This is a genomic window from Nocardia sp. NRRL S-836, from assembly GCF_001279525.1.
Classification (GTDB): Bacteria; Actinomycetota; Actinomycetes; order Mycobacteriales; family Pseudonocardiaceae; genus Lentzea.
Genome location: NZ_LGDY01000091.1, coordinates 600,659 through 626,244, shown reverse-complemented (window position 1 = coordinate 626,244; position 25,586 = coordinate 600,659). Strand labels below are relative to the sequence as shown.

Here is a 25,586-nt window from a genome sequence, read left to right as displayed (position 1 = left end):
CAATGCAGAGGGTCCAATTACGGCATGATTCCTCCGCCGTCGCGGAATGAGCGCAGAAAAACGTGCGCGGACCACGGCTCCATGGCGATCCGGCCATTGCTGACCGATGGTTCGCCGACATTGGACAGCACCAGGTCGGTGACCGACCACTCACCGTTCAGGGTGGCGGTGTGGGGTGTGCCGCTGAGGTTGGCCACGACGAGCAGGCGGTCGTCGTCCAGGCCGCGTTCGTAGGCGTAGAGGTACGGCTCGTCGGCCAGGAGCATCCGGAAGTCACCCAGGGCCACGACCGGGAGCGAGTGGCGCAGCTCGATGAGCCGGCGGTAGTGGTGGAAGACGGAGTCCGGGTCGTCGTACTGGGCGTGGGCGTTGAGCCAGGTGTGGTTGGGGTTGACCGTGATCCACGGTTCACCGGTGGTGAACCCGGCATGGGGTGTCGAGTCCCACTGCACGGGCGTGCGGGCGTTGTCGCGGCCCATCGCGCGCAGTCCGCGCAACACCGGTTCCGGTGCACCGCCCGCGGCGACGACCTCGGCGTAGTGGTTGAGCGACTCGACGTCGCGCAGCTCGTCCACGCCGGCGAACGGCGCGTTGGTCATGCCCAGCTCTTCGCCCTGGTAGACGAACGGCGTGCCGCGGTGCAGGTGCAGCACGGTCGCGAGCGCGGTGGCCGACTCGCGCCAGAACTTGTCGTCGTCGCCGAAGCGGGACACCACGCGGGGCTGGTCGTGGTTGTTCCAGTACAGGCTGTTCCAGCCGACCTCGCCCAGCGCGGCCTGCCAGCGGCCCAGCGAGGCCTTGAGGTCACGCAGGTCCAGCGGCTTCGGGTCGAACTTGCCGCCGGGGCCGTGGTCGAGGGAGACGTGCTCGAACTGGAACACCATGTCGAGCTCGTGCCGTCGCCGGTCGGTGAAGAGCCGGGCGTCCTTCCACGTGACGCCGGGCATCTCCCCCACCGTCAGCAGCTCCTGCGACCGGCCCTCGAAGACCTCGCGGTGCATCTCCTGGAGGAACTCGTGGATGCGCGGACCCGTGCCGTAGTGCGGGAAACCGTCACCGCGGCCGCCGGTGCCGGTGGTGGCGCCGTCGGGCAGGGCCGGGTCCTTGGAGATCAGGTTGATGACGTCCATGCGGAAGCCGTCCACGCCCCGGTCGAGCCACCAGCGCATCATCTCGTACACGGCCTGGCGGACCTCGGGGTTCTCCCAGTTGAGGTCCGGCTGCTTGGGCGCGAACAGGTGCAGGTAGTACTCGCCGGTGCCCTCGTCGAGGGTCCACGTGGGCCCGGAGAAGAACGACTCCCAGTTCGTGGGCTCGGCTCCCGGCTGCCCGGCTTCGAAACCCTCACGCGGCGGGCGCCACCAGTACCAGTCACGTTTGGGGTTGTCGCGGGAGGAGCGGGACTCCAGGAACCACGGGTGCTCGTCGGAGGTGTGGTTGACCACCAGGTCCATCACCAGCTTCATCCCGCGCGCGTGCACCTCGGCGAGCAGGCGGTCGAAGTCCGCCAGGGTGCCGAACACCGGGTCGATCGCCTGGTAGTCGGAGATGTCGTAGCCGTTGTCGGCGTGCGGCGAGGCGTACACCGGGGACAGCCAGATCACGTCGACGCCGAGCCGTTGCAGGTGGTCCAGCCGGGTGATCACACCGGGCAGGTCGCCGACCCCGTCGCCGTTGGAGTCGGCGAAGCTGCGCGGGTAGACCTGGTAGACCACGGCCGAGGTCCACCACGGGGCCGTGGCCGGGGAGGGGGTGACCGTCTGGTCGGGAGTCATCGGTTTCCTTCGTGGGGTGTTATTTGACCGCGCCGAGGTTCACGCCGCGCATGAGCGTGCGCTGGAAGAGCAGGAAGAACACCAGCGCCGGCAGGATGCCCGCCAGTGACGCGGCGGCCAGCGCGGTGGGGTCGCTGGTGTACTGGCCGCTCAGCGCGCCGAGCGCGACCGACACGGTCTGGTTGTCCGCGGAGGGCAGCAGCACCAGGGGCAGGAAGAAGTCGTTCCAGGTCCAGATGAAGAAGAACGTCATCAGCACCGCCATCGTCGGCCTGGTCAGCGGCAGGACCACGAGCCGGAGCACCTGGAACCGGGTGGCGCCGTCGAGCCGGGCGGCTTCCAGCACCTCCGGCGGGAAGGTGCCCAGCACCGACGACAGCATGTAGGTGCCGAACGCGCTCTGCAGCACGGCCAGGATGATGACCACCCCGGCCATCGTGTCGTAGAGCCCGAGGTCGCGGGTGAGCACGAACAGCGGGTAGACCAGGGCCTCCTGCGGGATCGTGAACGCGAGCATGAACAGCGCGAGGATCCACACCCGGCCGCGGATGCGGCCGATGCCGATGGCGAACGCGGACAGCAGGCTCAGCGTCACCGCGATCAGGGCCACGCTGCCGCTGATCACGACGCTGTTGAGCAGCTTGCGGTTGAAGTCGACGCCGTCCCAGAACTCGGCCAGTGCGGAGAAGTCCAGCTCAGTGGGCAGCGAGACCGGTCCGTTGGCGACGTAGTCGGGCGCGGGCTTGAACGCGTTGATGATCGCGATCCAGAACGGGAACAGCATCAGCAGGCCGATCCCGGCGACCAGGGCGAGCACCACCCAGCCGCTGACGCCGCGCTTGCGGCGCTTGACCCGGCGCACCGGTGGCGTGGACGGGATCGCCACGGCCACGGCCGGCTTCTCCAGGCTATCGACGACCATCTTCGAACCCTTCGGAGTTGCGGGTCTGGTAGCGCAGCAGCGCGACCGCGCCGACCGAGATCATCAGCGCCAGCACGGACGCCACCGCCGCGCCGTAGCCGACCTTGGTGGTGGTGAAGAAGTTGGAGAACGAGAAGTAGGCGGGCACGATCGTGCTCGTGCCCGGCCCGCCGCGGGTGAGCACGTAGATCGGCGCGAACACCTTCAGCGCCGCCACCGAGGTGGTGATCAGCACGACCGCGATCTCCGGCCGCAGCTGGTTGAGCGTGATCGTGCGGAACTGCTGCAGCCAGGTCGCGCCGTCCAGCTCGGCGGCCTCGTACAGCGCGGGGTCGACGCGGGAGAGCCCGGCCATGAACACCACCACGGTGTAGCCGATCTGCAGCCACACCAGCACGTTCATCACGGCGTAGAGGGCGAGGCCGGAGTCGCCGAGCCAGTTGCGCGCCAAGCCGTCGAGGCCGAGGTCGCGCAGGGTGGTGTTGATGATCCCGTACCGCGGTTGGTACATCCACTTCCACAGCACGCCCGCGACCGCGATCGGCAGGATCTGCGGCAGGTAGTAGGTGGCGCGCAGGAAGCTCGCCACCTTCGTCCCGAACTTCGGCGAGATGTAGTTGAACAGCACGGCCGCGACCACCACGCCGATGGCGGTCGGGAGGATCGCCATGGCCACGATGAACGCCACGCTGTGCCGGAACGACGCCCAGAACAGCGGGTCGCCCAGCAGCCGCTGGTAGTTCTCGAACCCGATGAACACCGGGTCGCCGACGCCGCGGAAGGAGGTGAGGCTGTACCAGAGGTTCATCCCGAACGGCACGGCGACGACGGCCAGGAACCCGGCCGCGCCCGGCAGGACGTACCACCAGTAGCCGCCCCGGCGTTCGGATGTTGCCTTGCGTGCCCGGCGTGGCGCGTTGATGTGCGTGGACATGGCGATCCTTTCGGCCCGGCCGGTACTAGGCGGCCGGCTTGCCGGCGTCGTAGGCGGCCTTGATCGACTCGACCACCTGCTTCGGGCTCGCGTCACCGCCGACGAGGTTGGTGGTGCCGGCGACCAGCACGTCGTTGAGGCCGGCCACGGGGAAGTCCGGGTACAGGGCCAGTCCCCCTCCCTGGTCACCGGACAGCAGCTCGGTGAACCGGTCACCGACCAGCAGGCCGATCGGCGAGCTCGCCGCCCCCGGCTCGGCCGCGACCGGCACGCCGCCCTTGTCCGCCAGCAGGTTCTGCACCTCGGGCCGTTGCGTGATCTGCAGGAAGTCGTAGGCGAGGTCCTTGTTCTTCGCCTTCGCGGGCACGACCCACAGGTTGCCGCCCGAGCCGGGGTGCAGCTTGTTGCCGGGGAACAGGAACTGGCCGGTCTTGAACTTCGGCTGTTCGGCGATCTGACCCGCCCACCAGGTGCCGGAGACGAAGACGGGGTACTGGCCCGCGATGAACGCGTTGCCCGCGTCCTGAGCGGGGATGCCGGTGGAGTCGGTGCTGATGTACTTCTTGTCCACCCACTCGCGCATGGTGGTGGCGGCCTTCTCCCAGGCCGACCAGTCGACCGCGCCCTGGAACCGCTGGTAGGCGGCCAGGGACCGCTGGTCCATGTGCGCGAGCGCGAGCGCGTACAGCAGGTGCGGGCCGGGGTAGTCGGCCGAGCCGAGCGCGAGCGGCGTGATGCCCTTGTCCGCGAAGGTCTTCAGCACGTTCTCGAACTCGGCGAGGTTTGTCGGCACCCGCACGTTGTGCTGGGCGAACAGGTCCTGGTTGTACCAGACGCCGACGTACTCGCCGTAGTTCGTGACGCCGTACCGCTTGCCCGAACCCATCAGGCCGTTGTCGTCGTAGAGGCCGACGTCCTGGGCGGAGTTGTCCAGCTTCCAGCCTCGGGTCTTGGAGACCTCGGTCAGGTCGGTGAGCAGGCCCGCCTTGGCGACGACGCCGGCGGTGGCGTTGCCCTTGAGGTACTCCAGCACGTCGGGGGTGTCGTTCGAGTCGAGGATGAGCTGGCCGGACTGCTGCATCTGCTCGTAGGTCTTGAGCTCCTGCTTGACCGTGACGCCGGGGTGCTCCTTCTCGAAGATCGAGACGGCCTGCTTCCAGGCGGCCGACAGCGCGCTGTCGTCGGTCTCCCACCACCACACCTTGAGCGTGCCCGCGTCACCGGAGCCACCTCCGCTCGAACACCCGGTCATCACCAGCGCCAAGGCGGCGGCCACCGCGGTGACCAGCCTCATGGGGTGTCTGCGCATCTCGATCCTCCAGAGCCGCGACGGCGGCGTCGCCTACCGGGGTTTTCTTTGTCGCAACATTAAGGGCGACACGACCGTAACCCGTCAACCCGCAGCTAGTCACGTTTTCGTCACGCAGGAGGTCTTGTCAGCCGGTTTTGCGGCGATACTATTGCGGCTCGGTTATCCCCGACCCCGCGAGGAGCGCACGGTGCTCGACGCCGCATCACCCTGGGCACCCCTGCTGCCCTCAGCCCGCCGCGTGACGCTGGAGGTGCTGCTGCACGGCCCGCTGGCCCGTTCGGAGCTGGCGGACCGGCTGGGGCTGTCGACGGCGAGCCTGACCCGGCTGACCAAGCCGCTGATGGACGTCGGCCTGCTGCGCGAGGTGGAGACGCCGAACCTGCGCGGCGGCGGACGACCGCTGCAACCGCTCGACGTGGACCCGGACGTGCAGCGGTTCATCGGCATCAAGCTCGCCGGCTTCCGCGCGTACGGTGTGCTGACGAACCTGCGCGCGGACATCCTCGGCAGCGCCACCGCCGACGTCACCGACCACAGCCCGGAAGCGGTCGTGGCCAGGATCGCCGAGCTGGTCGCCGCGCTGGACGACCCGGCCCGTCCGGCCACCGCGATCGGCATCGGCATCGGCGCCGTGGTCCGCGACTTCTCCCGCGTGCAGCGTGCGGTGTTCCTGCACTGGGGCGAGGTCGACCTGGGGGCGGCGGTCACCGCGGCCACCGGCACGCCGGCCGTGGTGTCCAACGACCTGGACGCCCTGCTGGAGGCCGAGCACTGGTTCGGTGACGGCAAGGACGTGCAGAGCTTCGCCGTGCTCACCATCGGCGCCGGTGTCGGTGGCGGGCTCGTGATCCACGACCACCTCGTCAGCGGCCCGGACTCCGGCCTGGGCCTGCTCGGGCACTTCCCCGTCGACCCGCTCGGCCCGTCCTGCCCGGAGGGGCACCGCGGCTGCGTGAAGGCCCTGCTCACCACCGACGCCATCCGGTCGCAGGCCGCCCTGACCCTGGGCCGGCCCGTCACCTACGACGAGGTGCTGGACCTGGCCGAAGCCGGGGACCCGGTGGCCGACCAGATCGTCGGCCGGGCCGCGCACGCGTTCGGCACGCTGATAGCGGCCGTCGCCAACATCGCCCAGCCCGAGCGGATCATCCTGACCGGCGAGGGCATCCGCCTCGCCCAGGTCGCCGAGTCGCGCGTCCGCGCGGCCATCGCCCAGGCCCGCCACGCCGAGGCGTCACCGATCGACCTGCGCTTCATCAACGACGACCCGACGCTCTGGGCCCGCGGCGCCGCGGCCGTGGCCATCCAGCGCACGGTGCTCGCCACCGCACCCCAGCGCACACCCTGACACCGCGCGTCGTCGCACGACCACCACCCTCACGGCGCGCAGAAGGCCGGCCCGCCAGGACGTGTCCTGACGGGCCGGTTTCCCCACCTCACGCGAACAGCTCGACCACCCGCCGCGGCACACCGGCCGCGGGCACCTCGTCCTCGAAGTACCCGGCGTGGTCTGGGAACGCGAACGTGCCCAGGTCGCCGGAGACGGCCTCGTGCCAGGTCTCCCCGAGCTCGAAGGACAGGTGCCAGAAGTCGCCGTGGTCGGCGGTGATCACCAGGTCCCGCAGCCGCGGGTCGAGCCGGGTGATCTCGGCCTGCCACGACCGCACCAGTTCCGCTACCACCACTCCCCCTGATCCGCCGGCCACCTCACCACCGCAGAGCGCGGAGGTGACGGGTCAGGACCGGTGAGAACGTCCCGTCGGCGGTGGTCATCGCGTGGCCCACACCGGGCAGGACGACGCGGTGGCGCACGACGGAGGCGAGCTGGTCGGTGGTGTGGCAGGGCACCTGGGGATCCAGCGTGCCGCAGGTCAGCAGCACGGGCATCGGCCGCAGCCGCCGTGCGACGTCCGGCGGGTGCACGGCGTCGACGGAGGTCACGAACGTCCGGCTCGGCCCCGCCAGTGCCTGGAACAACGCGGCGAGCGCCGCCGGCATGGCGGTCGTGTCGACCGGCCGGCCGGCCCGCAGGTCGGCCACGGCGCCGTCGACCGCACGGTCCACCGCCTGCCCTTCGGCCCCGGTCATCCCGCCGGACTCGACCAGCTGCCGGATCTGGTCGTGCAGCTGCATGGCCAGCAGGTCCAGCATCCGCACCGCGAGCGGCTGCAGCAGGATCAGCGCGGCGGCCCGCCGGTCACGTGGCGCGTCGGCGGCGAGCACCAGCGCCGTCACCGCTCCCTCGCTGTGACCGGCGAGCGCCACCCGGCCGGGGGCCACCTCCTCGCGGCCCCGCAGGAGGTCACGGGCGGCCGCGGCCTGCCGGACGAACGCCGGGTGGTCGATGTCCTGCGGGTGCCCGGCCCACTCCCCCGGGCCCGTGCGGCCGGTTCCGTACTTGTCGAACCGGAGGGTCACCACCCGGTTGCCGCCCAGCACACCGGCCAGGTCCCGGATCGTGTTCGGCGTGACCGCCGGTGGCTGGTTCCCGTCGCGGTCGGTCGGCCCGCTGCCGGGCAGCAGCAGGGCCGCGGGCAGCCGTTCGCCGCGGCGGCGGGCCGGCACGTGCAGCGTCCCGTAGGTGGTCGTGCCGTCGACGACGAAGGACACCTCCTCGTCCCGTGCCGGCGCCCAGGTCCCGGAGTGGTGGCCACGACCGGGTTCGGGCGCCGAGGCGGCGACAGCGGCCGGGACGCCGGTCACCGCCGTGGAGACCACCGTCGCCAGCGCCACCGCGAGTCTGACGTTCACCGGCCCGTCGCCTGCTCGACCATGGCCACCACCGCGCGCGGGTCGTCTACTTCGACCACCAGCCGGGTGTAGTTCTCGTCGGCCAGTTCCACGACCACGGCCTTCTGCGCGTCACGCACGGCCCAGAAGACCTTCTCGCCGTCGTGGTGGAACGTGCCCGCCGTGATGACCTTGGGCAGGTGCGTGCCCGGTGCCCGGATGCCCTTCGGCTCGGCCACGATGCCCGGGTCCACCGTGGCTCCCCGCACGTTCGCCAGCGGGATGGTCAGCTTGCTCTTGAGCGCCCAGAGCTTGTCCAGTCCCTCCATCTCCACCACCAGGTCGGTGCCTTGCACGCTGACCACCGCCATGTCAGATCTCCTTGTCCGGCACCGTTTCGGGCGCCTGCTGTCCGATTGGGACATCACCGTCGGACCCGCTGGCCCGGTGGCGTCCGACCTCGGGCCGTCCACGCAGCCACCGGCCCAGCAACGCCTCCGTGACCGCCGGGTCGCCCGTCGTCGCGTCGAGCTCGGTGAACACCGACGACACCAGCTCGGCGACCTCGGCGTCGTCGGGCGCCCGGTCGACCGCGGCCAGCAGCAGCAGGTCCCACGTCAGCGCGTGCTCCGAGCGGGCCGCACGGTCCAGGTGCGGGCGCACGTCCCGTTCCACGTGCCGGCGCAACGCCGCCAGGTACAGGCCGCGTTTGCTGCCGAACACGCCGTAGAGGCTGTTGCGGTGCACTCCGAGGTGCGTGACCAGGTCGTCGATCGAGACACCGTCGTACGTGCGGCGCGCGAACAGCTCCGCGGCCGCGGCTACGACCTCGTCCACGTCGAATGACCGCCGTCGTCCCATGCGAGAACCGTAGCTTTTTCGGGAACGGTCAGTCAAGAACAATCGTTCCTAAATTTTCGGCCGCCCCCACCTCGGGGTTTCGGCGAGTTGCGGGGTTAGGCGGAGCCGCGAGGGGTAGTTCGGGCGCTGAGGAGGATCCATGGAACTGACGGCTACGACCACGATCCGCAAACCCGTGACCGAGGTGTTCGCGTTCTGGCGCGACCTGCAGAACCTCCCGGCGTTCATGGGACATCTCCAGGAGGTCCGCACCACCGGCGACCGGACGAGCCACTGGGTCGCCGACGCCCCGTTCGGTGCGGACGTCGAGTGGGACGCCGAGATCATCGACGAGATACCCGGCGAGAAGATCGCCTGGCGGTCGGCCGGTGACGCCGACGTGCCCAACGCCGGGACGGTCCGGTTCACGCCCGCCCCGGACGGCGAGAGCACCGAGGTCCACGTCGGCCTGGTGTACGAGATCCCGGGCGGCGCGATCGGCAAGGCGGTCGCGAAGTACTTCGGTGAGGAACCGCACCAGCAGCTCGACGACGACCTGCGCCGGCTCAAGCAGGTGCTGGAGACCGGCGAGGTCGTCCGCTCCGACGGTGCCCCGTGGGGCAAGCGGGCGCGGGCGGAGTTCCCGCAGCACCCGGCGCAACCGCTGTCGGACGCCGAACTGGAGAAGGGATCGGACGCATGAGGGCGACCACCTGGGCCGGCCGCAACAAGGTCGAGGTCCGCGACGTGCCGGACCCGAGGATCCTCAACGCCCGTGACGCCATCGTCCGGATCACCTCCACCGCGATCTGCGGCTCGGACCTGCACCTGGTCGACGGCTACGTGCCCACCATGCAGGACGGCGACATCCTGGGCCACGAGTTCATGGGCGAGGTCGTCGAGGTCGGCTCCGGGGTCTCCCCCGACCGCCTGCGCGTCGGGGACCGGGTCGTGGTGCCGTTCCCCATCGCCTGCGGCGCGTGTGCCGCCTGCGCCGCCGAGCTGTACTCGTGCTGCGAGAACTCCAACCCGAACGCCGGGATCGCGGAGAAGATGTTCGGCCACCCGGTCGCGGGGATCTTCGGCTACTCGCACCTGACCGGCGGCTTCGCGGGCGGTCAGGCGGAGTACGCGCGGGTGCCGTTCGCCGACGTCGGCCCGTTGAAGATCGAGTCGGACCTGACCGACGAGCAGGTGCTGTTCCTCTCCGACATCCTGCCCACCGGCTACATGGGCGCCGAGATGTGCGACATCCAGCCCAGCGACGTGGTGGCGGTCTGGGGTGCCGGCCCGGTCGGCCAGTTCGCCATGGACAGCGCCAGGGTCCTCGGCGCGGCGAAGGTCATCGCCATCGACAAGGAGCCCTACCGGCTGCGGATGGCGGAGCAGGCAGGCCACACGCCCGTGAACTTCGACGAGGTCGACGTGCGCTCCCGGCTGCTGGAGCTGACCGGCGGCCGCGGCCCCGACAAGTGCATCGACGCGGTCGGCCTGGAAGCCACCCACGGCAGCGCGCACATCTCCGCCTACGACCGGGTCAAGCAGGCCGTGCGGTCGGAAACCGACCGGCCGCACGCACTGCGCCAGGCCATCATGTCGTGCCGCAGCGGCGGTGTTGTCTCGGTGGTCGGCGTGTACGGCGGCCTGCTGGACAAGTTCCCGGCCGGCGCGTGGATGAACCGGTCGCTGACCCTGCGCACCGGCCAGTGCCACGTCCACCGCTACATGAAGCCGCTGCTGGAGCGCATCGAGCGCGGCGAGCTCGACCCGACGCGGATCATCACCCACACGCTGTCGCTGGACGAGGCGGAACACGGCTTCGACATCTTCAAGAACAAGCAGGACAACTGCGAGAAGGTCGTCCTCAAGCCCTGACGGCAACGCCGCATCCGGCCACCGCGGCACGCGCGGTGGCCGGACGCGGCGTTGCGCACCGACATCCGTCACACCGCGAAGATCGGCGTCCCGTTGAGCGTGCGGTAGACGAAGAACGTCGTCTGCCCGTTGCCGTTGTTGATGGTCGCGAACGTCGGGTCGGTCGCCGCCGCCGGTGCGGGCTGGTCCACCTGCGCGAACGTCCAGTCCTTGAACACGCCGGTGCCCTGCCCGGTCTCCACGGCCTTGTGGATGATCCCGTCGGTGGCGCGGGCGAGCACGATCGTCAGGCCGCTCACCGGATCGAGCATGGCCACCGGGTTGCCGGGTGACGTGAACGTCCCGAGCTGCTCCCACGCCTGCGGGAACGTGCCGGAGGTGTCCTGCAGCTTGGTCGCGATCGTGCCGTCCGCGGCGCGGGCGAAGACCCGCTGGCGGTAGCCGGGGTAGAGCACGACCGCGGGTGCGCCCGTGCCGGCACCGCCGAGGTCGGTCCAGGCGGACAGCGAGCCGTCGGTGCGGTAGGTGGCCGTGGTGATGGTGCCGCCGGTGGTGCGCAGGAACAGTTGCACGCCGTCGCGGACGGTGGTGAGCACCGGCGTCCCGGTCAGTGCGGTGCCGCCGAGGTTGCGCCAGAACGGAACCGCGCCGGTCTGCGCGTACGTCCACAGCTCGCCGTCGGAGTCGACGCCGAACTGGGCGGTGACGCCGCTGCTGAGCCGGGTGCTCGCCGGTGGCGTGGCCGGTGAGCCGCCGATGCCGGTGAACGGCGTCCAGGTGCTGCCGCTGGGAGCGGTCGTCGTGCTCGTCCACACGTCACCGCCGTCGGCGTGCTGAGCGGACACCTGGACCGTTCCGTCCGGGCGCGCGACGAGTGCCGGTTGCCCGGTGAACGCCTCGTTGCCGGAGATCGTGGTGAACTGGGTGCAGCAGAAGTTGTCCAGCTGGGTCTGGTGGCCGATCACCACCCGGCCGATGTTGTCCACGTAGGCGTACTCGACGGTCCCGGCGGCCTGTCCCGCGGTCGGGGCCGCCTGCACGACGCTGATCGGGGTGTTCTGCGCGACCGGCAGCACCGGCAGCGGGTCGGCGAACCAGCCCTCCAGGTCGACGTAGACCAAGGTCGCCGACGTGCTGCTGTTGTAGACGCTGATCTTGCCGTCGACACCGGGCCGGATGACCGCGGAGGACCGCTGGTGACCGTTCGGCGGGTGCTGGGTGAGCGCGACGCCGGGCCGGGTGGTGCCGGCCGGGTACGCGTTCAGGGTGGCGTGGGCGGTGCCGGACGCCTCGAAGCTCAGCGCCGCGGCGGCAACCCCCTTGGTGGGCATGCCGTTCGTGCCGCCGACGACCACGTCGACCGTGGCACCGGCCGGAATCGACTGGCCGAAGAGGCGGCTCACGGCGGGCCGGAACCCGGCGCCCGCGTTCGGCGTCCTGGTGAAGTAGGCCATGGTGTCGATGACGACGTCGATCGCGGCGGTACCGCCGTTGGTCAGCGTCACCTGGCCGTTCGTGCCCAGCTGCAGCACGCCGCCGGACGAGGTGTCCATGTCCTTGCCGTAGTTGACCAGGGCGGTGCCGGTCGCGTTGCCGAACGGCGTGGTCGAGAGGTACCCGGCCGCCGTGGTCGCGGGCACCGTGACGTGCGCCTGGACCGCTACGGCGTCCGCGGGCACTCCCCCGGCGGTGAGGCTCACCGTGCGGGTGCTCTTCGGATCGATCTTCGTCTTCGTCGTACCGGTGCCCCTGGTCGTGTCGACGGCACGGACCTGCGTCACCGGCACCAGCCCGCCGGTCGTGCCGGTCGGTGCGGTGCTGAAGTAGCCCTGCACCTCCACGTAGACGTGCGTGGAACCCGCGCTGTTGAAGACGTCGAGCTTGCCGTTGGCGCCGGGCTTGACGAACGCGAAGTTCGACAACGACTGCCCGGCCGGGAAGTTGAGCGTCGCCGGGGCGGGGCGGGTCGTGCCGTTCGGGTAGACCTTCAGGTAGCTCTCGGCCGTCGGCGAGAACACCGCGACCCGCACCACGAGCCCGCTCACCCCGGACGCCGGGATCCCGTTGACCCCGAGGGCCTGGAACGTCGTGATGCTCCCGGCACCGCGGACACCGGCCGGGGCACCCACCCCGGTGCGGCTGTCGAGGACGATCTTCGAGGACGTGAACGGGACGTAGTCACCGCCCTTGCCCGCCGCATCCGCTTGCGCTGCTTGCGGAACCACGAGTGTGGCCGCCGCGGCGGTCAACGCGACCGCCGCGGTCACCAACCTGGATCTGAGCATCTGCAACCTCTCACTGGCTGAAGTGGACTGATTTGCGGGCTCATCGGCAGCAGTGCCAGAGTTCCCAGCTCTTGTGCTGGCCGACGCTCCACTCGCCTTCCCAGCCGGCTTGGCGCGCCAAGGGGATCGATGCGCCGACACCGACCTCGACGGCCTCGATCGGGTCGTCTCCGAGTGACCTCGACCAGCCGGCGGTGGGACCCCATCCCCTCCTCCCGGTGGCACCGACGCCAACGGTGAGGTCACTGCCTTCAACCGCGTCATCGACCTCGGCACCGGTCATGTCCTTGCGCAGGAACCAGCCTGCGCTCAGCCCGACTCCGGCTCCTGGTGTTCCGAACTTCCCTCCGGTGCCGCCGGCCAGCATGCCGTTGCGGGTCAGAGTGAGCGAGACGTCGATCCCGAGGCCCAAGGAGGAGCTGCCCCGGCTGTTGGTGATCTTGCTGAGATCGAGGCTGACGTAGTCGGGGGCGCCGTTGTCCCCCTTCGCGGGGCCGACCACCTTCCTGGTCAGGCTGCCGAGGCCCGGCACGGAGGTGTTCACCCACCAACCGGCTTCCCAGGCGCAGCCGAAGTAGTTCTCGCACACTTCGCGCCGCATCAACTGGTCCATCACGATGCCGCCGATCCCTCCGACGACCTGGCCGGAACCCGCGATCGCCTCGTCGAACTGGTCCTTCATCCGATCCCAGGTGTCGCCGAGGAGGTTGTTGTAGAGGGCCTCCGAGGACTTGACGGTGTCGTTGACGACGTTCGTGATCGGCGCCTTGCCCTGGGCGATGAGACTCGGCGCCCCCTTCACCAGCTGCCCACCGAGCCACACGACGGCGCCGATCGGGTTGTTCGGCCGCAACACGACGTTCTTGACGGTCTTCTCGATCGCGGCCAGCGCGGTCTTGGTGATCTTGTGGTTCTTGATCCGCTTGGCCTGCTCGTTGACCTTGCGCACGAACGCGTCCCTGGCCTTGCGGAGGGCGTCCGACACCTTGTGGATCTTCTTCGTGGCGTAGCCCCAGAACTGCTTGGCCTTCTGCTTGACGTACCCGCCCGGGTCGCGTGCGAACTTGCGGAACTCCTGGTAGCCCTTCTTGATGGCGTTGCCGAGCTTCCGGCCGGCCGACTTGAGGCCCTTGACGATCCCGGCGGCGACCTTCCTGCCCTTGTTGATCAGCTTCGCGCTGACGTTCACGACCGTCCTGACCGCCGACCTGCCGACGTTGACGACCGCTGCGGCGCCCTTGGCGGCCACGTTGCCGACCTGCTTCACGAGGTTCTTCAGACCGCCCAGCTTGGGCCACGGGGAGTTGCCGTCCGGATCCACGTACTTCAGCGGGTTCGCCGCCCCGTAGCCGTACTCGTTGGCGAGTGCGGAGTCGCCACCCGCGTAGGTGGCCCGGTCGCGGGACTGGAACGTGCCGGTCGCCGGGTCGTACCAGCGGGCGCCCATGTCGACGGCGCCGGAGTCCGGGTCGGTCCAGTCGCCCTGGTAGCCAAGGGAACCGTCGTCACCCCGTGACGCCGTCACCCGGCCGAACGGGTCGTAGGTCGTCGAGTCGGGCAACGCGGAGAGCGGGTCGGCGGCGCCGAAACCGCCGACAACGTCACCGTGGTCGTCGGCGAGCACCACCCCGTCGCCGACCGCCAGGGGATCACCGTCCGGGTCGCGCGAGTACTTCTCCTGCCCCGCGCTCACCAGCAGGTCGCTGGTGCCGGAGTAGGTGAACCTGGTGCCACCGCGGGACGCCAGCCGGTCGAGGTCGTCGTGGGCGTAGGTGGTCGACCCGTCGGTGATCTTGTGGTCGAACGCGTCGAACGTGTACGTCCGCGAGCCGGAGTTCGTCAGCGTTCCCCTTGCGCTGTAGGAAAAACTCACATCGCCCTGTGACACCAGCCGGTTGCGGGCGTCGTACGAGGAAACGACGCCGGCAGCCGACACCCGGTTGCTCGCCGCGTCCCAGCCGTAGGAGACGGTCCCGCCCGGTGTCGTCCACGAGGTGAGGCGCCCGGCGAGGTCGTAGCCGTAGGTGTTGGTGCTCGACCCCGCGAACCCGCCGGTCGTCTTGCTGGTGAGGTTGTCGGTCTCGTCGTAGCCGTACTCGATCGAGGCGACGCTCTGGCCGCTCGCACCCCGCAGCACGTCCGTGGCCGGGCGGCCGAGGTCGTCGTAGGTGAACGTGCGCACGCGCCCTGCTCCGTAGCCGATCGTCGACCGGCGGCCCGTCGTGTCGTAGCCGAGGACCTCGGTGACCTGGGTCAGGCCGTCGGTCGCGGTGCTCAGGCGGCCGCCGGTGTAGGTGAAGGTGGCCTTGCCGGCCTCGTCCGTGCGCTCGGTCAGGTTGCCGTCGGCGTCGTAACCGAAGTCGGAGTTGCCCGCCGGGCCGCGCGTGGTCAGCGGAAGGCCGCGGTCGTTGTACACGAACGTGTTCTCGCCGGCCGAGGTCAGCCGGCCCAGTGCGTCGTACGCCCGGTTCTGCGTGGCGGTGGGCGCGGCGGCTCCGGTGCCGGAGCGCTGGGTCACGCGACCGGCCGCGTCGTACACGGTGGTCGTCGAGACGCCACCGGGGATGATCGTCCTCACCTGGGCGCCCGTCGCGTCGTACCCGGCGGTCCACGTCCGGTCGGCGGCCGCGGGGTGGGCGGGCGTCGGCGGCTCGACCACCGACTCCGGCAGGCCCAGGACGTTGTAGGTGAAGTACGTCGAGTTGCCCCTGCCGTCGGTGTGGCGCGTCCGGCGGTCCGCCGCGTCGTAGCCGAACGAGGTGGTGATGGCCGAGCCGGCCGCGACCGGTTCGCTCTGGCTGAGGAGCCGGTTCGCCGCGTCGAACTCGAACGTCGTGACCACGCCCCTCGCGTCGGTCACGGAGGTCGGGTTGCCCGCGGCGTCATGGGTCTGGCGTTCGATGCGAGCCGTCGTGCCGTCCGGGCGCAGGTCCGAGGTGGCGACCACGCGGCCGATCCGGTCGTAGCTCGTCTGGCCGGTCCGTCCGGCCGCGTCGCTCTCGCGGACGGCACGCCCCGCCTTGTCGTAGCCGAAGTGCTTGGTGACGCCGTTCGCGTCGACCTGCCGGACCAGCTGGCCCAGGCTGTCGAACGTGTTGCGGTCGGTCGCGCCGGACGGCTGGGTGGACGCCGTGACGGCGCCGCGGTCGTCGTAGGTGAGCCGGGTGGTCAGGTTGTCCAGCCGCGGGAAGCGTTCCACCTGGGTGTAGGTGATCGCGCGGTCGAGGTCGTCGTAGGTCGCCTCGGTCCTGCCGCCGAGCGGGTCCGTTGTGGACAGTCGCTGGCCGGTTCTGGTGAAGGTGGCCTTCCAGAGGGCGCGGTCGTTGTTGTTCTTCATCGGCCGGTCGATCGTCACCTGGCGGCCCAGCTGGTCGTAGCCGAAGCGCTCGGAGTTGCCGAGCGGGTCGGTCAGCTCGACGACGTTGCCGAGGCCGTCGTAACGGGTGCGGGTGGTCGGCGTGATCGCGGACGACGTGCCCGGTGGGGTGTAGGCGGGTTTGGTCTGCGTGACCACGCGGCCGAGCCGGTCGTGGGCCGTGCGGAAGACCGCGCCAGTTTCGTCCTTGACCGCGACGGGTTCGCCGAACGTGTTGTAGCCGGTGGTCGCGACGGGGCGGACGGTCTGCGTCGCGCCGCCGTTCTCGGCCTTGACCGGCGCGCCGGTGACGGCGGTCTGGCGGCCGAGCTCGTCGTAGGTGTGGTTCGTCGTGAACGCCGCCGGGTCGGCTCCGGTCAGGTTGCCGCGCGGGTCGGTCTCGGCGACGACGTTGCCGCGCTGGTCGTACGCGGACGTGGTGACCAGCGTCGTGTCACCGGTGGAGGTCGACTGCCTGATCGCGTTGCCGCTGTCGTCGTAGGCGATGTCGACGACCTCGGCGTCCGGCGACGTCGACCACGGCACGTTGGACGCCTTGCCGTTGCGGCTGGTCCTGGTGATGTTGCCGGTGGCGTCGTAGGTGTGGGCGGTGGTGCGCGCGAGGCCGTCCGGGTCCTCTGTGGACGTGAGCAGGTTGCCGACGCGGTCGTAGGTCGACGTCACGGTCGAGGTGCCGTTGCCGGTGACCTGCCTGACCACGTTGCCGGCACCGTCGTAGGTGAGGTCGGCGAGCACGAGGTCGCGGGTCGAACCGTCGGCGTTGTGGAAGTTCTTCAGCACGGCTTTGCGCAGCTTGTCGTCGCCGGTGTACAGGTACTCGGTCCGGCGGCCCATCGCGTCGGTCTCGCTCACCTGCCGGCCCGCGTGGTCGTAGGAGTAGGAGCGCAGCACCAGGTAGTCGTCCGTGAGGCCGCCCGCGGTGTCGCCGGTGTACGCGCGCAACCGGATCTCGGCGAGCTTGTTCTGCGCCGTGTAGGCGAAGTCGTGCCGGTTCCCGTTCGCGTCCACGGTGGACGTCTGGTTGCCGAACCGGTCGTAGCTCGCCGTTGTCTCGTTGCCCTCGGGGTCGATGACCTTGGTGGGCCTGCCGCTGCCGTCGTACTCGGTCTTCACCGTGCGCGTGGCATCACCGCCGAGCAGGTCGATGTCGTCGACCTGCGTCACGTTGCCGTCGACGTCGTAGGTCGTGACCGAGCGGCGCTGGTGCTTGGTGCCGTCGACGGCGTTCGTCGTCACGGGCCCGGTCACGGTGACAGGCCTGGACATCGCGTCGTAGGTCGTCGTCGTGGTCACCCCGGCGGGGAACGCGTCGGACGTCTCCGTCTCGCTCACCTGCCGGCCGAGCGCGTCGTAGGTGTAGCTCGTCACCAGGCCCGACGGCTCGGTCACCCGCGCCAGGTCGCCGTTCGCGAAGTAGCCGAACCCGGTCACCTTGCCGCGCGCGTCCGTGCTCGTCAGCGGCAGCCCTGGCGGCACCACGCCGCCGCCTGCGGCCGACTCGGCGCCGATCGTGTAGGTGCTGCGCACGACGTTGCCGTCCGGCGTGGTCCTGGTGCTCAGGTTGCCGGTGGACGTGTAGGTGTAGCTGGTGCGGTAGGTGGTGTCGGTGGCGCTCGCCGACCGGCCGTCGCGGGTCTCCACCGGCAGGTCGTTGCGCGGGTCGGACGGGTCGGGCGCGCTCGCCGGGTAGGTCGTGTAGCTGGTCTGGCAGACCCCGGCCGACTGGCAGGTCTTCACCGACACCGGGTGGCCGGCGCCGTCGTAGGTGGTCGTGACGGAGTCGCCGTTCTCGTTGGTGGCAACGGAGAGGTTGCCCGCCTCGTCGTAGGAGTACGTGCGGATCGCGAGGCCACCGGTGGGCTGCGTGACGAACACCGGGCCACCCGCCTCGCCGGGGATCACCGTGCAGAACGAGGGATCGGCGGGATCTGGCTTCTCGCACTTCTCCACCTGCGTCGGCGGCGGCACCTGACCACCCGGCCGGTCCTCGTCGCGGACCTCCAGCGCGAGCGGCAGGCCGGAGCGCAGCAGCTTGCCGGTCAGCGCGTCGTACTCGTAGAGCAGCGGGCGGCCCGCCGGGTCGAGCACCTGGACGGTCCGGCGCAGGTCGGTGTCGTCGCCGAAGACCAGCGGCGCACCGATCTTGAACGTGCCGCCGTCGCGGTCGGTGTAGGTGGCCACGCGGTCGAGCACGGTGTCGTAGGTGGCGGCGGCCGCCTGGGCACCGCCGGGCATCGTGACCGCGGTGAGCTGGTCGGCCGAGCCGGTGCCGTAACGGTGGTGCGCGGCAACGGAAGCGGCGCCGAGCGGGTGCGCGTAGACGGCGACGTCGTCGACCACGCCGGCGAAGAACCGCTTGCCCGCGGTCCCCCACGCGGGCCAGGTGCCGGTCGCGGTAGCGGCACCGACCTGGTTGAACGTCAGCAGCGAGTGGTCGACGTCCACACCGGATGCCTGCGCGGCCTGCGCTCCGTCGAGGTACAGCGTCTGGGTCGCGCCCATCGACGACAGCACGGCGTGGTGCCAGCGGCCGTCGTTGACGGTGCCGGACGAGGTGAGCGGTGCGACGGCCGCGGCACCGAACTGGCCGCGCAGCTTGCCGTCCGTACCGACGTACAGCACCGGCACGCCACGGCCGGGCGCGGTGTCGAACGCCTTGTCCTGGTAGCCGAGCAACGGCCCGCCGGTGCCGGTCGGGTTCGCCTTGAACCACAGCTCGACCGCGCCGTCCCTGCTCTTCTTCAGGGTGCCCTTCGGCAGGTCCATCCGCGACGAGGTGCCGTTGAACGTGGCAGCGGTGCCGGCCGACCCCGCGACCGCGCCGGTGGTGCCGAGCGCGACGTTCGCGTAGGTGGCCGCGTCCTTGCCCAGGTTCACGGCCACGTCGCTGCCGGCGGCCGTGCCCTGGGCCTCCCCCAGGCGCCAGTAGGCGTCGGGCCGGTCGTCGAGCACCGCCGTGCGGTAGTGGGAACCCTGCGCGTAGGTGTAGCGGGTGCAGGCGTTGTCCGGCGCGCACACCGAGGTCAGCGTGTCGCCGGTGTAGGTGTACTTCCAGACGGTGTTCAGGTCCGTTGTGACCGAGGTGATGTGCGCGCCGGTCCAGGTGAAGCGCAGCGCACGGCCGGCGGTGTTGGTCTGGCTGGTGGAGACCTGGGCCTTGGCGAGCTTGCCGTCGGTGTTGTTGTAGGTCAGGACGAGCGCGCGGCCGGCGTTGTCGGTGATGCGGGTGAGCCGTCCGCTCGACGAGAACGTGTGAACCGTGCCGGAGCGGTCGTCGAGCGTCCAGCCGCCGGAAACCGGGGTCAGCACGGCGGTGCGGCCCGGTCCGGTCGCGTAGGTGCCGTCGGGGTTGCGGCCGTAGCGCACGGCCTGGCCGTCGGCGTAGGTGACGACGACGTTGCCGGAGCCGTCGTCGTCGGGCACCAGGCGCATGTCGAGCCGCGTGGTCCAGCCCGCGCCGAACAGGCCGTCGCGGCGTGGGTCGACGCTGTTGTAGGTGCGCGCGACCGCCAGGTCGGGGCCGACGGTCGCGACTGTCGCGTCGACGGCCGTGGTCGTCACGTTGCCGGACTGCCCGTCGAAGTCCTGCGCGTCGGCGCTCTTCGACGCACCGGCGAGGCGGGAGGTGATCTCGGGCTGCGGCACCTCGGTGAGCACGGTCGACCGCGGCGAGGTCACCTCGTTGCCCGCGTCCTTGACGAACACCCGCCACAGGTACGACTTCGCCCACCTCAGCTTCCCCGCGGGCACCGCCCACGACTGCGCGCTCTGGTAGCCCGAGTCGAAGCAGTTCACCGGGCTCCCGGCCGCGCCGGACTCGCAGACCTCGAACTTGAACGACAGCGAGCTGCCCGGCGGCGCGTCGATGTCGAGCGCCCTGCCCCACAGCGTCGGCGTCAACGTCGGCGCGCGGTACCCGTTGGGCGGGTGCAGCTCCTGCACGACCGGCGGGATGTCGACGACCCGCAGGCTGAGCCGCAGCGGTGGCACCAGGTGGTCGGTGAAGAAGACACCGCCGGGACCGACCATCGAGAAGTCCAGGAAGTACGTGCCGGGTGGCAACGCCTTGATCGTCGCGTCGAGCGTCGTGGTCGCACCCCGCGCGATCGTGCCGGGCAGGCTCGCCGAGCGCTGCTGGCCGACGGCGGCACCGGTCTTCGCGTTGTAGACGCGGTAGGCGAGGTAGTGGTTGCCCGGCGTCCAGTCCCCGGCGCCGCGGTTGGTGACGGTGAACCTGACCTTGCCGTCCTGGTTCTGCAGCACCGGCGGGTCCGGCACCGGCTTGGGCAGGGCGTAGGAGGCGTTGTACGGGCTGTGCGTGATGTAGAGCCGCGGCGGGTTGCTGCCCGCGGTGCCGGTGAGCCGCTTGCCGCTCAACGGGTCGGAGACGTCGGCGCGCAGCGAGAGACCGTGGTTGGGGGTGGTGCCGTTGACCCAGCCCTGCACGAGGGTGACGCCCGCCGCACCGAGGTCGATCAGCTCGGCGGACGGCGGGCAGGCCGAGCCGGTGCTCCCCTGCTCGACGAACCCGTGCGCGAACGACTTCGACCCCAGCGCCGCGCCGACCTGCGGTCCCGGGTAGGAGTAGCTGCCGCTCGCCGTCCACGCCTGGGTCACCGGGTGCACGGTCACGGGCCGCGCCCGGCAGGAGTTCGCGAAGTAGCTGCCGACCACCAGCTGGGCGCTGTAGATCGTGTGGAACCGCAGGTTCTCGACCACCTTGCCGAACGCGACGTAGGACGCCGTCGACACGCCGTCGAGCTTGCCGACCTGGAGCTGGTCCGCGCCGGAGGCCGAACCGGTGCCGCGCACGTACATCGCGCCGTCAGCGGCCTCGGAGTTGAGCGGTGGCCCGATGGTCGGGTCGAGCTCGACCGGGTACCTGCGGGCCGGGTCGGCGAGCCAGTCTCGATCGGCGGTCACGCGCAACCCGCCGTCGACGAGCTCGTAGCCGACGGCCGTGGACCGCACGCCGGCCGCGTCGGTGAGGTCGCCGCGCGGGATGACCGCGCGGACCGCTCCCGTGGCGTCGGTGAAGACCACCTGGCCGTCGGCCATCCTGGCCGTCAACCCGGTGAGCCGCAACGGGAACGTGAACGTGTGGTCCGCCGGCTTTCCGTGCAGCACCAGGGTTTCCTTCACACCGCCCGGCTTGACGTCCAACCGCACGTCGACGCCGGGCCGCACCCCCGCGTAGGTGATCGTCGACCCCTGCGCGGCACCGCTCACCGCCGCGGCACCGGCCAGGCCGTAGGCGAGCGAACCGCCCTCGACGCCCACCTTCACCAGCTCGGGGTGGTCGGCACGGCCGGCGAACTCGAGCGTGGCGGTGTTGGTGGCGTTGCGCCAGCGACCGTTGCCCGGCACCACGGTCGTGTCGATCGGCTGCCAGGCCCCGTCCGCGCCGCGGTAGTGGACCGGCGTGGCCGAGATCTCCGTTGTCTCGGTGCCGTCGGTGTTCGTGTAGCTCTTCTCGAAGGCGTTGCGGGCGGCCGTGACCTCCTTGCTGGCCGCCCGGTCGAACCCGGTGCGCGCGGGAACCGGCCCCTGCTCCACCGCCGCGGTGTTGGCCGGCTCGACCACCCCGGTCACCCTGGGGTACCGGCCGCGTTCCGTGGCCGGCAGGGATCTGTTGACCTTGCCGTCGGCCAGGTGTGAGAGCCCCGCGGCACTGCCCCACCGCTGCCCCGGCGCCGGGGTGGTCCGGTGGCCGTCCCCGCCCGGCTGCGCGTCCGCGGCGATGCTGCCGAGCAGCACGACGACGAGCGCGAGCGCCACTGCCCGCACCGACCTGGACCGGCGCACACGGACAGCACGAAGTCGCTTCGCCACGGTTCCCCCACCAGGTGATCGGGCAGCTCGCCGTCCCGGTGGCGGTGACCTGCCGGCTCAGCCCAGCAACACCCCCTACATTTCGCCTACACGGTCGTGTTCGCGACCCGATCGGCCGAGCGGGTCAGCCCCGGTCAGCGAGGTGGATGCCCAGGTCGGTGCGGCCGGGCAGCAGGTCCTCACGCAAGGCCCGCGTGCCCGCGTACTCACCGTCGCGCAGGCGCCGGAACAGCCGCGGGCGTTCCCCTGCAACGCCGTCGAGCCGGGCCACCAGGCGGTCGACCTGCTCCTCGACGCCTTCCGCGCCGAGCGAGTCGGCGTCGTGGACCACGTGCAGGTCCAGCGCCTCGATCCCGACGTACCAGAGAACGCCGTGGGTGATCGGGAAGAGCAGGCTGTCGAGGTCGCCGCTGATCCCGCGCGGGCCGATGGAGCGCTCATCCTCGCCGGCCGTGACCACGACGAGTGCCTTGCGGCCCACCAGCCCGCCGTCGCCGTACCGGCGCGGCACGCCCAGTTCGGGATCGGTGTCATCGTAGGCGAAGCCGCTGGTGAGCACCCGGTCGAACCATCCTTTGAGGATCGCCGGCGGCCCGTACCACCACAGCGGGAACTGCACGACGAGCAGTTCGGCCGCCGCGAGCTTGGCCTGCTCCTCGCGGACGTCGGCCGGAAGCCGGCCGTTGGCATAGGCGTCACCGGCAAGCTCGGCGATGTTGCCGGGACGGTCCGCCAGATCCCCCAGGTCGCGCTCGGACAGCACGGGGTCGAAGCCCTGCGCGTAGAGGTCCGAGACCGTCACCTCGTACCGCTGCGCCAACGCCTTGGTGCCGGCCTGCAGGAGGCGGTCGTTCAGCGAGTCGCGGCGCGGGTGCGCGTACACCCACAGGGCGGTGTCCGGCTTCGGCGGATGCGCGATGGTCATGCGTCACCTCGGTTTGTCGTGTCTACGTGGTCGTACCTCCAGTGAAGCCACGGCCGGCGGGCCGCGGAATAGGCGAACGTCTCACGCTCATGCGTGCCCGTCCGCGGAGACCGCGCCCGCCCGCGGGCCGGTGGGGCGGTCGCCGCGGATCGTGATCCGGTGCATGACCCGGTGCTGGTCGCCGTAGTCGTCGACCGCGAGGTGGGCGGTGCTGCGGTTGTCCCACACCACGACGTCGCCGGGCGCCCAGCGGTGGCGGACACTGTGCTCCTGGCGGCCGATGGCGGCGAAGAACAGGTCGAGCAGGGCACGGCTCTCGGTCTCGGAGACGTCCTTGACGTGCGTGGTGAAGCCGGGGTTCACGAAGAGGCTGCGGCGGCCCGTTTCCGGGTGCACGCGCACGACCGGGTGCGTCACGGGGTCGAGCGACCTGACCCGTTCGCCGTCCCAGACGTTGCCCTCGCCGGACTGCCGGACGTGCAGGAGCTCCTCGAAGTCCTTGCGCCCGTCGTGGACCGCCTCGAGCCTGTCGGCCAGCTCGCGCAGGGGCGGTGACAGCCAGAGGTAGGCGGCCTCCAGGTCGGTCCAGCAGGTGTCGCCACCGGTCGGCGGCAGGGCCACCGCGCGCAGCACGGAGCCCAGCGGCGGCGTGCGGGTGAACGTGACGTCGGTGTGCCACTGCGGGGCCTTGCCGCCGTCACCGCTGTCGAGCACGTAGATCTCCGGGTGGTCCTCGTCGAGGCCGGGCACCACCGGGTGGGCGGGCGTCAGCTCGCCGAGCGACGCGGCGAACGCGCGGTGCGCGGACGGGTCGAGGTGTTGACCGCGGAACACCAGCACCTTGCGGTCCAGCAACGCCTGCCGGATCTGCGCCACCTGCTCGGGGGTGAGCTCCTGCGCGAGGTCCACTCCGGACACCTGCGCGCCGATGGCGGTCGTCAAGGGGTCGAACGAGATCGTCATGCCTTCTCCACGAGCTGGTCGGGTCGGGAGGTCAGGGTCGCCCGCACCGCGGCACCCACTTCGCCGCGCAGTGCCGCGTAGCGCGGTGAGCCGCGCAGCTCGTCGGCGGTCAGGCCGTGGCGGGGCAGGTCGACGGGCAGGCTCAGCGCGATCCGGCCGGGCCGGTCGGTGAGGACGATGACGCGGCTGCCGAGGAACACCGCCTCGTCGACGCTGTGCGTCACGAACACGACCGACTTGCCGTCATCGGTGAGGGTGCGGACGTCCTCCTGCAACCGTTCCCTCGTCAGGGCGTCGAGCGCGGCGAACGGCTCGTCCATCAGCAGCAGCCGCGGCCGTGCGGCGAGTGCGCGGGCGATGGCGACGCGTTGCTGCTGCCCGCCGGAGATCTCCCAGGTGCGCCGCGGGCCGAGGCCGTCGAGCCCGACCAGCGACAGCAGTTCCGCCGCCCGCGCCGGTCGGTCCGGCTTCGGCACCTTAGCCCACCGCAGCGCCGTGGCGATGTTCCCGCCGACCGTGCTCCACGGGAACAGCCGCGGCTGCTGGAACACCACCCCGACCTCGCGGCCCGGCACCGGCGGGTGGCCGAGCAGCGTGACGTCCCCTGTGGACGGACGCTCGAACCCGGCCAGCAGGCGCAGCAACGTGCTCTTGCCCGACCCGGACGGGCCGACGACGACCAGGAACTCCCCCGGCTCGATCGTCAGGTCCAGCGGGCCGAGCGCCGGCACCGGGCCCGCCTTGGTCTGATAGGCGTGCTCGACGCCGCGCAGCTCGCCCACCTCAGGCATGGCCGGCCCCCGGTGCCCGCAGCGCGGCCCGGAACGCCGCCAGGTCCGGCACCTGGTCGACCTTCTTCTGCGCGCGCAGGAACTCCGCCGTGTCACGCAGGCGGTTCGCCAGCTGCCCCGGCGCCTCCGGGGTGCCGAAGTAGTCGGGACCGCGCTGCTCGTCGTGGTCCAGGTAGATGTTCTGCTTGAGCTGGGCCAGTGCGTCGGCCTCGCCGATGCCGAGCTGCCGGCTGACGGCGGCCGCGACCGTGGCAGGGTCGGTCTTGACCAGTTTGATCGCGTCGTTCGTCGCGGCGAGCCACTTGCCGATCACGTCGGGGTTGGCGTCGGCGAACTCCTTGCGCGCCACGGTGAACGTGAGCGTCGGCTTGCCGGCGGCGGCCAGCTTCGCGCTGTCGGTGAGCGTCACGCCGTCCTGCTGCAACACGCTCAGCACCGGCGTCCAGACGTAGGCGCCGTCGATGTCACCGCGCTGCCACGCGGCCTGGATGTTCTGCGGTTCGAGGTCGACCAGCGTCACTGAGCCCGCGGGCACCCCGGCCAGTTCCAGCGCGGCGAGCAGGCTGTAGTGGGCGGTCGAGCTGAACGGCGCGGCGACCTTGCGGCCGGCCAGCTCCGAGATCTTGGTGACACCACTGGCCTTGCGCACCACGAGTGCCTCGCTGTCGCCGATGACGTTCAGCAGCTCGATCACCTGGTACGGGATGTTCAGCGGCGGGCACAGGCCGGCGGCGGCCGGGCTGCTGCCGATCACCGCGAGGTCGATCGCACCGCCCAGGAACGCGGTGTTGATGCTCGCGCCGGAGTCGAACGCGGTCCACGTGATCTTGTGATCCGGCAACGCCTTCTCCAGCGTCTGCCGGTCCTTCAGCAGCAGCGTGCTGTCGGCGAAGTTCTGGAACGCCACCCGCACGCCCTTGGCGCCACCCGGTGACGAGCCACCCACCCCGCACGCGGCCAGCACCGGTGCGGAAGCGAGCAGGGCCAGCAGGTTCCTGCGCGAGATCGGCACGACGACTCCTCGGT

The 25,586-nt window shown here is 70.9% G+C and carries 17 protein-coding genes; 3 read left to right on the top strand and 14 right to left on the bottom strand.

Annotated elements, in window-relative coordinates:
- Positions 1-17 precede the first annotated feature (17 nt).
- The 4 genes from ADL03_RS13870 to ADL03_RS13855 are packed head-to-tail and all read right to left on the bottom strand — an operon-like array spanning position 18 to position 4,940.
- The gene (locus ADL03_RS13870) at positions 18-1,775 is read right to left on the bottom strand and encodes an alpha-glucosidase (RefSeq protein WP_053733766.1); all 1,758 of its coding nucleotides are present in this window, start codon (positions 1,773-1,775) and stop codon (positions 18-20) included.
- 19 nt (positions 1,776-1,794) lie between these two features.
- A complete protein-coding gene (locus ADL03_RS13865) occupies positions 1,795-2,697 on the bottom strand; it encodes a carbohydrate ABC transporter permease (RefSeq protein ID WP_082373101.1) in 903 nt (300 codons plus the stop codon).
- Positions 2,684-3,631: a carbohydrate ABC transporter permease gene (locus ADL03_RS13860; protein ID WP_053733765.1), complete on the bottom strand. Its 948-nt coding sequence runs from the start codon at positions 3,629-3,631 to the stop codon at positions 2,684-2,686. Before ADL03_RS13860 ends, ADL03_RS13865 begins: the two co-directional genes overlap by 14 nt.
- A gap of 25 nt (positions 3,632-3,656) precedes the next feature.
- Positions 3,657-4,940 carry an ABC transporter substrate-binding protein gene (locus ADL03_RS13855; protein ID WP_063798548.1) on the bottom strand — a complete coding sequence of 428 codons (1,284 nt, stop codon included), beginning with the start codon at positions 4,938-4,940 and terminating at the stop codon, positions 3,657-3,659.
- Between the two features lie 190 nt (positions 4,941-5,130).
- Between ADL03_RS13855 and ADL03_RS13850 the strand changes: the two genes are divergently transcribed.
- Positions 5,131-6,291 carry an ROK family transcriptional regulator gene (locus ADL03_RS13850; RefSeq protein WP_053733763.1) on the top strand — a complete coding sequence of 387 codons (1,161 nt, stop codon included), beginning with the start codon at positions 5,131-5,133 and terminating at the stop codon, positions 6,289-6,291.
- A gap of 88 nt (positions 6,292-6,379) precedes the next feature.
- Here the strand turns inward: ADL03_RS13850 and ADL03_RS13845 are convergent, their stop codons facing one another.
- Genes ADL03_RS13845 through ADL03_RS13830 form a run of 4 tightly spaced genes read right to left on the bottom strand, consistent with a single transcriptional unit; the run spans position 6,380 to position 8,534 of the window.
- The gene (locus ADL03_RS13845) at positions 6,380-6,625 is read right to left on the bottom strand and encodes a hypothetical protein (protein WP_157528581.1); all 246 of its coding nucleotides are present in this window, start codon (positions 6,623-6,625) and stop codon (positions 6,380-6,382) included.
- Between the two features lie 25 nt (positions 6,626-6,650).
- Positions 6,651-7,694: a S9 family peptidase gene (locus ADL03_RS13840; protein WP_053733761.1), complete on the bottom strand. Its 1,044-nt coding sequence runs from the start codon at positions 7,692-7,694 to the stop codon at positions 6,651-6,653.
- On the bottom strand, positions 7,691-8,044 hold the full coding sequence (locus ADL03_RS13835; protein ID WP_053733760.1) for a hypothetical protein: 354 nt from the start codon (positions 8,042-8,044) through the stop codon (positions 7,691-7,693). Before ADL03_RS13835 ends, ADL03_RS13840 begins: the two co-directional genes overlap by 4 nt.
- A gap of 1 nt (position 8,045) precedes the next feature.
- On the bottom strand, positions 8,046-8,534 hold the full coding sequence (locus tag ADL03_RS13830; protein ID WP_082373099.1) for a TetR/AcrR family transcriptional regulator: 489 nt from the start codon (positions 8,532-8,534) through the stop codon (positions 8,046-8,048).
- 139 nt (positions 8,535-8,673) lie between these two features.
- Between ADL03_RS13830 and ADL03_RS13825 the strand changes: the two genes are divergently transcribed.
- Positions 8,674-9,216: an SRPBCC family protein gene (locus ADL03_RS13825; protein WP_053733759.1), complete on the top strand. Its 543-nt coding sequence runs from the start codon at positions 8,674-8,676 to the stop codon at positions 9,214-9,216.
- Complete coding sequence (locus tag ADL03_RS13820) at positions 9,213-10,388, top strand: zinc-dependent alcohol dehydrogenase (RefSeq protein ID WP_053733758.1); 1,176 nt, start codon at positions 9,213-9,215, stop codon at positions 10,386-10,388. Before ADL03_RS13825 ends, ADL03_RS13820 begins: the two co-directional genes overlap by 4 nt.
- Before the next feature lie 68 nt (positions 10,389-10,456).
- On the opposite strand, the gene ADL03_RS13815 is transcribed toward ADL03_RS13820, so the two are convergent.
- The 6 genes from ADL03_RS13815 to ADL03_RS13790 form a co-directional block, all read right to left on the bottom strand.
- Positions 10,457-12,673: a hypothetical protein gene (locus ADL03_RS13815; protein ID WP_157528580.1), complete on the bottom strand. Its 2,217-nt coding sequence runs from the start codon at positions 12,671-12,673 to the stop codon at positions 10,457-10,459.
- A gap of 40 nt (positions 12,674-12,713) precedes the next feature.
- Positions 12,714-21,827 carry an RHS repeat-associated core domain-containing protein gene (locus tag ADL03_RS13810; protein ID WP_053733756.1) on the bottom strand — a complete coding sequence of 3,038 codons (9,114 nt, stop codon included), beginning with the start codon at positions 21,825-21,827 and terminating at the stop codon, positions 12,714-12,716.
- Positions 21,828-22,005: 178 nt separating this feature from the next.
- Positions 22,006-22,806, bottom strand: a complete 801-nt coding sequence (locus ADL03_RS13805; protein ID WP_053733755.1) for an NAD(P)H-dependent oxidoreductase — start codon at positions 22,804-22,806, stop codon at positions 22,006-22,008.
- 87 nt (positions 22,807-22,893) lie between these two features.
- Positions 22,894-23,769, bottom strand: a complete 876-nt coding sequence (locus ADL03_RS13800) for a TauD/TfdA family dioxygenase (protein WP_053733754.1) — start codon at positions 23,767-23,769, stop codon at positions 22,894-22,896.
- A complete protein-coding gene (locus tag ADL03_RS13795; protein WP_053733753.1) occupies positions 23,766-24,560 on the bottom strand; it encodes an ABC transporter ATP-binding protein in 795 nt (264 codons plus the stop codon). The genes ADL03_RS13800 and ADL03_RS13795 overlap by 4 nt, the downstream gene beginning before the upstream one ends.
- Complete coding sequence (locus ADL03_RS13790; protein WP_053733752.1) at positions 24,553-25,572, bottom strand: glycine betaine ABC transporter substrate-binding protein; 1,020 nt, start codon at positions 25,570-25,572, stop codon at positions 24,553-24,555. The genes ADL03_RS13795 and ADL03_RS13790 overlap by 8 nt, the downstream gene beginning before the upstream one ends.
- Between the last annotated feature and the right edge of the window lie 14 nt (positions 25,573-25,586).

What these genes read in the sequence shown, in the direction of transcription:
- ADL03_RS13855 (WP_063798548.1), bottom strand. Translation starts at nt 4,940, where the DNA reads ATGCGCAGACACCCCATGAGGCTGGTCACCGCGGTGGCCGCCGCCTTG.
- ADL03_RS13865 (WP_082373101.1), bottom strand. Translation starts at nt 2,697, where the DNA reads ATGGTCGTCGATAGCCTGGAGAAGCCGGCCGTGGCCGTGGCGATCCCG.
- ADL03_RS13825 (WP_053733759.1), top strand. Translation starts at nt 8,674, where the DNA reads ATGGAACTGACGGCTACGACCACGATCCGCAAACCCGTGACCGAGGTG.
- ADL03_RS13835 (WP_053733760.1), bottom strand. Translation starts at nt 8,044, where the DNA reads ATGGCGGTGGTCAGCGTGCAAGGCACCGACCTGGTGGTGGAGATGGAG.
- ADL03_RS13870 (WP_053733766.1), bottom strand. Translation starts at nt 1,775, where the DNA reads ATGACTCCCGACCAGACGGTCACCCCCTCCCCGGCCACGGCCCCGTGG.
- ADL03_RS13800 (WP_053733754.1), bottom strand. Translation starts at nt 23,769, where the DNA reads ATGACGATCTCGTTCGACCCCTTGACGACCGCCATCGGCGCGCAGGTG.
- ADL03_RS13860 (WP_053733765.1), bottom strand. Translation starts at nt 3,631, where the DNA reads ATGTCCACGCACATCAACGCGCCACGCCGGGCACGCAAGGCAACATCC.
- ADL03_RS13815 (WP_157528580.1), bottom strand. Translation starts at nt 12,673, where the DNA reads ATGCTCAGATCCAGGTTGGTGACCGCGGCGGTCGCGTTGACCGCCGCG.
- ADL03_RS13830 (WP_082373099.1), bottom strand. Translation starts at nt 8,534, where the DNA reads ATGGGACGACGGCGGTCATTCGACGTGGACGAGGTCGTAGCCGCGGCC.
- ADL03_RS13820 (WP_053733758.1), top strand. Translation starts at nt 9,213, where the DNA reads ATGAGGGCGACCACCTGGGCCGGCCGCAACAAGGTCGAGGTCCGCGAC.
- ADL03_RS13795 (WP_053733753.1), bottom strand. Translation starts at nt 24,560, where the DNA reads ATGCCTGAGGTGGGCGAGCTGCGCGGCGTCGAGCACGCCTATCAGACC.
- ADL03_RS13805 (WP_053733755.1), bottom strand. Translation starts at nt 22,806, where the DNA reads ATGACCATCGCGCATCCGCCGAAGCCGGACACCGCCCTGTGGGTGTAC.